A 1340-nucleotide genomic window follows, 5' to 3' on the forward strand; every position below is an offset into this window, starting at 1 on the left:
GCTAAGGGGTGAGGTGCGGCAGGTCATGGGGTCACCTTGGGAGGGACGGTTTTTCAAGGTTTCGGGCTGTGCTCGGGTGGCGCAGGATTGGCGCCATGGAGATCAACAACTCAGGGAAGACGGCCAGGGATGGCCTTTCAGGCGGTGTCGACCGGGCCTATGCGGTTCGCGTCGGGGTCATGGATCACGGGCGCCATGGACGGCGGCGGCTCTTCGATGCCGAGCAAGCGAAGTACCTGCGGAATGCTTGGCACCTGATCCTCTTCCGCCCACGTTTCGACCAGCTCTGTGGGCAACTTCAGAACCTTGGCCAACTGCATGTCGGTGCTCAGGCCAAGCTTCTCGCGCAGCGCGCGCTTACTGATTCGGCCGACGACCGGCCTCGTGACTGCCGCCGAGCATTCCGGCGCGGCTCGTTTTGCGTACAGCTTCAACAACGCCAGAGCTGCGGCCGCTCGAGGCGACTGTGAGCGCCCAGACGCGAGATCGCCGACCGTCGATCCGGCTGAGCCAATCGCCTCGCCGATCTGGGCATACGTCATGCCCCCCGACTGAAGCTCCCCGATGATGCACGCCCATGATTTGTCCATACCGCCCACACTACGGTATTCCGTAGGTTGCAGTCAACGGCATTCCGTTACGGCATTCCGTTCCAATACCAAAATGGAAACCATTGGCAGCAGAATCCGCGCCGAGCGCGAGGCCCAGGGGATTAGCCGTGCCGAACTGGCGAAGTTCGCCGGCATTGCCTCGACAACCCTTTCCAACCTTGAACTCGGCTTGTCGAAGTCCAGCACGGCCCTGCACAAGATCGCCTCCCGCCTAGGCGTCCACGCGGACTGGCTGGAAAGCGGCAAAGGTCCGAAGACCACAGAAGATCGTCCCGTCGCACCGTTCTCGGAGACTGAGACGCCTCCCGGCTATGTTCGCTTCGACTTGTTTGAAGGGAGTGCGGGGATGGGAGCAGKGATGGTCAACCAAGACTACCCGGAGGTAGTGAAGACCATCGAGGTCGCCGAATGGGAGGTGCGCAGGAAGCTCGGCTACCTGCCCCAGCCTGGCCGCATCCAGCTCATCACTGGCCGGGGGCCCTCGATGCGGCCGAAGCTGGAAGACGGCGACATTGTGTGGATCGACACCAGCTGCGACTACTTCGACGGCGACGACTACTACCTCATCAACATAGGTGGCGAGACGCAGATCAAGATGCTGCAGAAGCGCGGCGATGGGCTCTATGTGGTCAGCGTCAACACGGACTTCCCCGCCTATCGGCCAGATCCCGGTGACGTGAGCATTCTCGGCAAGGCCCTGATCCACGCAGGCCTGCGAAAGTTCTAAGT

2 protein-coding genes are annotated in these 1340 nt (G+C 61.9%); one reads left to right on the forward strand and one right to left on the reverse strand.

The genetic code is table 11. The features are described 5' to 3' along the window. Positions 1–137 precede the first annotated feature (137 nt). A complete protein-coding gene (locus AC1VAN_RS21995) occupies positions 138–542 on the reverse strand; it encodes a hypothetical protein (RefSeq protein WP_442251136.1) in 405 nt (134 codons plus the stop codon). Between the two features lie 121 nt (positions 543–663). Here AC1VAN_RS21995 and AC1VAN_RS22000 point away from each other — a divergent pair, with 121 nt between their 5' ends. Further along, positions 664–1338 carry a S24 family peptidase gene (locus AC1VAN_RS22000; RefSeq protein WP_480986765.1) on the forward strand — a complete coding sequence of 225 codons (675 nt, stop codon included), beginning with the start codon at positions 664–666 and terminating at the stop codon, positions 1336–1338. The last annotated feature ends 2 nt before the right edge of the window (positions 1339–1340 follow it).

The sequence above is a fragment of the Stenotrophomonas sp. 05L44_2 genome (assembly GCF_056665995.1).